This window comes from Caecibacteroides pullorum, assembly GCF_019239235.1.
GTDB lineage: Bacteria > Bacteroidota > Bacteroidia > Bacteroidales > Bacteroidaceae > Bacteroides > Bacteroides pullorum.
Window position 1 is genome coordinate 1 of the sequence record NZ_JAAZTS010000049.1, and the last position, 5,384, is coordinate 5,384.

The following is a 5,384-nucleotide window of genomic DNA, read 5'->3' on the forward strand; positions in this document are numbered from 1 at the left end:
ATCTTTAGGCTTAAAGATACAAAATCTTTAGGTAATAACAAAGCCCCAGCTTGTGAAAGTCGGGGCTTTGTGCTAAACAAAGAAGGTGTGCTTTTTGACACACCTTCTTGTTTTCTCTTCTGGCTCTCATCCGCGCGCCATGAAGCGGCGGCGCTCGTCGTCGGCAAACTTCTCGATGGCGTAGCGCAGCATGGTGCGGGGCATCACCTGGCAATGTTCCTCAAGAAAGCGGACGAGTACAGCCTTGTCCTTCTTGCCCACCTCGCGCAACATCCATCCGCAGGCCTTCCGCATCAAGTCGTGGGGCGTGTGGAAAAAGTGTGGAACGAGGGTCAGAATATCGATGAAATCGCCGTTTTTGATGAGCGGCATCGTGGCCACGACGGCGATGCGCTGGTTCCACAGTAGCGGGTCGGCGGCCAGGCGGTGGAGCACATCGCGTGGCTTGTCCTTCAGGTATTCGCCCACGATGTAGGGAGCCGAGAGGTCCACCAAATCCCAGTTGTTGATGCGTGCCGTCTGCGTCAGGTAGAAGTCGAAGATGGCTTTCTGCCCCGTTTCATCGCTCTTCCTGAAGCGCTCCACCAGCATCAACAGGGCACAGAGGCGGCACTCGTGCCAGGGGCTTTGGAGCAACGCGGCGGCCACTTCGGCGGGTTCGTCCTTATGACGGCGGGCCACGAGGCGCACGTTGGGAACGACGACGCCCAGAAAGCGGTCGCCTTCGCCATACTCTCCCCGCCCCGTCTTGAAAAACTTGGGCAGGTATTCGCGCTTCACAGGGTCGATGTAAGCCTCCAGTTCGGCCTGTATTTCTTCTGTTTTGGTCATTTGATGGTCAATAATTAGAGGTTAGCATGAGGCAAAAATACGGGAAAAATTGACAAACTATGGAAAGTTATCCCTATTTTTGTCCCTACGTATGAAAAGAACAGTCATTTCCCTCCTGATGATGGGGGCCGTCTGCCTGAGCGGCACGTCCCTCGTCCATGCACAGACCGCTGTCGAGCGGGGTCTGAAGAGTATCAACCGTACTTCGGCCGAGGCCATCGTGGGCTTCCTGGCCGATGATGAGTTGCAAGGTCGCGAAGCGGGTATGCACGGCTCGCGTGTGGCCGCACGCTATCTGGCCGCCAACCTGCGGGAGGCAGGCATCCGTCCGCTCTATGGCGACAGCTACTTCCAGCCCTTCGAAGCTTGCGCCAAGGAGAGGCAGCAGAAAGGGGCGCGCTGGCAGGTGCACCCTGACTCCATCGCCCGTCTGAAGCAGGGCACACACCGCGTGCTGCGCATGGCCAACGTGCTGGGGGTCATCCCCGGCCAGCGGACGGACGAATATGTCATCGTGGGTGCCCATTTCGACCACCTGGGTACGGACGAGACACTGGCCAACGACGCCATCTACAACGGAGCGGACGACAACGCTTCGGGCGTATCGGCCGTGCTGCAGATAGCCCGCGCCTTCCAAGCCAGCGGACAGAAGCCGTTGCGCAACGTCATCATCGCTTTCTGGGACGGTGAGGAGAAGGGGCTGCTAGGCTCGAAGCATTTCGTCCAAAGCTGCGATTTCATCGGGAAGGTCAAGGGATATCTGAACTTCGACATGATAGGGCGCAACAACAAGCCCGATCGACCGCGCCACGTGGTTTACTTCTACACCGCCGCTCACCCAGCCTTCGGGCAGTGGCTCAAGGACGACATCGCCCGCTACGACCTCGCTTTGGAGCCCGACTACCGCGCGTGGGACCGCCCCGTGGGTGGCAGCGACAATGCCTCGTTCGCCATGCGCGACATCCCCATCATCTGGTATCACACCGACGGACATCCCGACTACCACCAGCCTTCGGACCACGCCGACCGCCTGAACTGGGAGAAGGTGGTGGACATCACCAAGGCTTCGTTCCTCAACGTGTGGAACTTGGCGAATGAAAAAACTTATTAACACTGCATTATGGTACTGAACTATATCTGGGTCACCTTTTTCGTCATTGCCTTCATTGTCGCGCTGGGCAAGCTCGTCTTTCTGGGCGACATGGACATTTTCACCGAACTGGTGAATGCCACATTCGACTCATCGAAGAACGCCTTCGAGATATCGCTGGGCCTGACGGGTATCCTCGCCCTCTGGCTGGGCATTATGAAAATAGGCGAACAGAGCGGCATGATAGGCGCCCTGTCGCGCTGGCTCAGCCCCGTATTCTGCCGCCTCTTCCCCGACATCCCCAAAGGACATCCGGCCATGGGCAGCATCTTCATGAACCTGTCGGCCAACATGCTGGGGCTAGACAATGCTGCTACGCCCATGGGCTTGAAGGCGATGAAAGAATTACAAGAACTAAACCCGCACAAAGATACGGCCACTAACCCGATGATCATGTTCCTGGTCATCAATACCTCGGGGCTTATCCTGATACCCGTCAGCATCATGGTCTACCGCGCACAGATGGGGGCCGCCCAGCCTACGGACATCTTCATCCCGACGCTGCTCACCACCACCGTGTCGACCTTTGTGGGCGTGGCGGTGGTCAGCATCAGCCAGCGCATCAATTTGTTTTGCAAGCCCATCCTGATGCTGGTGGGAGGCATCGCGCTGTTCTTCGCAGCACTGATTTACCTCTTCGTCCGCCTAGGGCGCGACCAGATGGGCACCTACTCCACGCTGACGGCCAACATCATCCTGTTCAGCATCATCCTGTTCTTCATCCTGTGGGGTGTGTGGAAGCGGACGAATGTCTATGACGCCTTCATCGAGGGTGCCAAAGAAGGCTTCACTACCGCCGTGCGCATTATTCCCTACCTGGTGGCTTTCCTAGTGGGCATCGCCGTCTTCCGTGCGTCGGGAGCGATGGACCTACTGGTCGAGGGCATCGGCGCTGTGGTGGGATGGTTCGGCGTAGATACGAGCTTTGTGGGCGCGCTACCCACGGCCCTGATGAAGTCGCTCAGCGGCAGTGGAGCCAACGGCCTGATGATCGACGCGATGAACCAGTATGGCGCCGATTCGTTCGTGGGACGCATGAGCTGCGTGGTCCGCGGTGCTTCGGACACCACGTTCTACATCCTAGCCGTCTACTTCGGCAGCGTGGGCGTCACCCGTACGCGCAATGCCGTGACATGCGGCCTGCTGGCCGACCTTTCGGGCATCGTGGCGGGCATTATCATTAGTTATTGGTTCTTTTAAATATAGGGATATGATTACTTACCAAACTGAGGGCGTAGACATGCCCGACATCCAAAAGCGCGAAACGACGGCATGGATCAAGGCCGTGGCGGCTTCCTACGGGAAGAAAATCGGTGAAATAGCCTACATCTTCTGCTCGGACGAGAAGATACTGGAGGTAAATCGCCAGTACCTGCAACACGATTACTATACGGACATCATCACCTTCGACTATTGCGAGGGCAACCGCCTGAGCGGCGACCTCTTCATCAGCCTCGACACCGTACGCACCAACGCCGACCAGTTTGCCGGAGGCGATTACCGCCGCGAACTGCACCGTGTCATCATCCACGGCATCCTCCACCTCTGCGGCATCAACGACAAGGGACCTGGCGAACGGGAGATTATGGAGGAGGCGGAGAACAAAGCGCTGGGGTTAATAACTATCTGAACCCCGGCACTGGTGGCCGTATCGTAGGCCCGCCGTCCGACCGACCGCCACGATGATCAATAATGACGTTGCGGATGAGTTCGTAGATAATCGGCCCTACGTCGAACTGCAACTTGAACTTGTCGTTAAACCGATAGCCCGGCATCACCACCGGCAGCGTCTCCCAGCGGCCCGTCAGGTCGTTGTAGAAGCGCTGTACGCCAAGCTCCAGGCTGAAGCGCTCGGTGATGTCGAACCCCATTGTCCCCCCGTAAGAATAAGACTGCATATTGAGAAAGTCGCCTGTGCGCGCCGAGCCGAAAGCGGTGAACCACAGATGGTCCTGCGCCCGGTAGACCAATGCCCCCGAAAGGCCCAGCGACTGCCGACGGTTGAAGTAAGCCATGTTCATCCGCACGGCGTCCACCGTGGCCTGCAGGCTGAGACGATCATTCAGTTCCTGCTCAAAGCTGAAGGCGGCCTCGTTACGCAGCCCGATGCCTGGCAGGCTCGTCTGGCTGCCCATACCATAAATCTGTCCTGTGCGCCAGCGCCACAGGCTACCCTCTGTCCGAAAGTCGCCCTTGAAACGGAGCGACGGATTCTCCTGATAGGGCAGGCGCAGGTCGGGATCACGGCGCACGGGACGGAACACAGGCACCTCACGCCCTGCCTCGAGCGACGGCTCCAGCCGATACTCCTCCACACCAACGCCCGAAATGCCCGATTTCACCGGCAACTGCGGCGTGCCAGCGCCCACTCGGAGGCTGTCGCGGCGCACGCGCGTACTGTCTTCCTGCCCCGAAGCGGTCTGCACGCCCAGCAACAGTACGCCCAGCCACAGCAGGCAGACGACCGATATTCTTACGTTTCTCATATGTCCTCCTTTTTCAAGCGATGCAACTCACTGCCAAAGATACCGGAAAACCGCCATACTCCCTACGGTGAAGAAAATCATTTCAACATCTTTAACGCTGCCCCGCCCGATGGCACAAAGTAACATTCCTTACAGAAAACTTAGCTTTCCGTTTGAATAAATCAAATAATTGGTTACATTTGCAAGCAACGCAGCACGTTTTGCTGTAGGGACGCACCACGGTGCGTCCGCCTCCCCGGACGAATACGATGAAAAACCATCTAAAATCAAATGAATATGAAAACAAGAAAAACTCTGACCCTCCTCCTGCTTGCCGCGCTGACCTTGGCGGCCTGCAAGTACGACGACTCCGAACTCTGGGAACAGGTGAACCAAAACACCGAAGAACTGGCCGCACAGGCCGCGCGCATCGCCGCCCTCGAAGCCTGGCAGGCGGAAACGAACACCAACATCCAAGCCCTACAGACGCTGCTCAGCACGACGGACTACATCACCGCCGTGACGCCCGTCGTAAAGGACGGCGTGGAGGTGGGCTTCACCATCAGCTTCCTGAACACGCCCGCCATCACCATCTACCACGGCACGAAGGGCGACAAGGGTGACAAGGGTGACACCCCGCAGATAGGTGCCACGCAAGCCGACGACGGCAACTGGTACTGGACGCTGAACGGCGAGTTCCTGACCGACACCGACGGCAACCCCATCCGCGCCAACGGCACGCAGGGCGGGCAAGGCGACCAAGGCCCCGCCGGCGACGACGCCCCGCTGCCCCAGCTGGCCACAGGCACGAAGCTCACCGAACAGGGTGTCACCACCGACTCGCAGAACAAAAACATCGAGCCCGACGCCATCTACCTGAGCGTGGACGGCGGCAAGACCTGGACGCGCGTCAGCGGCGAGGACGGCGAGAAAGGTGA

The 5,384-nt window shown here is 58.3% G+C and carries 6 protein-coding genes and 1 pseudogene; 5 read left to right on the plus strand and 2 right to left on the minus strand.

Going from position 1 to position 5,384, the window contains the following annotated elements:
* Positions 1-184, plus strand: a pseudogene (locus HF894_RS15245) (hypothetical protein); the annotation flags it as partial.
* Here the strand turns inward: HF894_RS15245 and HF894_RS14910 are convergent.
* Complete coding sequence (locus tag HF894_RS14910) at positions 127-831, minus strand: DNA alkylation repair protein (RefSeq protein WP_204973435.1); 705 nt, start codon at positions 829-831, stop codon at positions 127-129. The pseudogene HF894_RS15245 and the gene HF894_RS14910 overlap by 58 nt on opposite strands.
* 118 nt (positions 832-949) lie before the next feature.
* Between HF894_RS14910 and HF894_RS14915 the strand changes: the two genes are divergently transcribed.
* From HF894_RS14915 to ybeY, 3 genes are read left to right on the plus strand one after another with little or no spacing between them, the layout of a single operon-like run.
* Complete coding sequence (locus tag HF894_RS14915) at positions 950-1,942, plus strand: M20/M25/M40 family metallo-hydrolase (protein WP_394369870.1); 993 nt, start codon at positions 950-952, stop codon at positions 1,940-1,942.
* A 9-nt stretch (positions 1,943-1,951) separates the two neighbouring features.
* A complete protein-coding gene (locus HF894_RS14920) occupies positions 1,952-3,181 on the plus strand; it encodes a nucleoside recognition domain-containing protein (RefSeq protein ID WP_204973439.1) in 1,230 nt (409 codons plus the stop codon).
* Between the two features lie 10 nt (positions 3,182-3,191).
* Complete coding sequence (ybeY, locus tag HF894_RS14925) at positions 3,192-3,611, plus strand: rRNA maturation RNase YbeY (protein ID WP_021846658.1); 420 nt, start codon at positions 3,192-3,194, stop codon at positions 3,609-3,611.
* Here the strand turns inward: ybeY and HF894_RS14930 are convergent.
* Positions 3,604-4,467 (minus strand): hypothetical protein, encoded by an 864-nt coding sequence (locus HF894_RS14930; RefSeq protein WP_204973441.1) that lies wholly within the window; start codon positions 4,465-4,467, stop codon positions 3,604-3,606. The two genes, ybeY and HF894_RS14930, sit on opposite strands and share 8 nt — an antisense overlap.
* Before the next feature lie 276 nt (positions 4,468-4,743).
* Between HF894_RS14930 and HF894_RS14935 the strand changes: the two genes are divergently transcribed.
* Positions 4,744-5,384, plus strand: a 641-nt coding sequence (locus HF894_RS14935; RefSeq protein ID WP_218417853.1) for a PL29 family lyase N-terminal domain-containing protein, incomplete at its 3' end; no start/stop codon positions are given.

Excerpts from the sequence above, each read along its gene's own strand:
- HF894_RS14910 (WP_204973435.1), bottom strand. The coding sequence starts at position 831 with ATGACCAAAACAGAAGAAATACAGGCCGAACTGGAGGCTTACATCGAC.
- HF894_RS14915 (WP_394369870.1), top strand. The coding sequence starts at position 950 with ATGATGGGGGCCGTCTGCCTGAGCGGCACGTCCCTCGTCCATGCACAG.
- HF894_RS14920 (WP_204973439.1), top strand. The coding sequence starts at position 1,952 with ATGGTACTGAACTATATCTGGGTCACCTTTTTCGTCATTGCCTTCATT.
- ybeY (WP_021846658.1), top strand. The coding sequence starts at position 3,192 with ATGATTACTTACCAAACTGAGGGCGTAGACATGCCCGACATCCAAAAG.
- HF894_RS14930 (WP_204973441.1), bottom strand. The coding sequence starts at position 4,467 with ATGAGAAACGTAAGAATATCGGTCGTCTGCCTGCTGTGGCTGGGCGTA.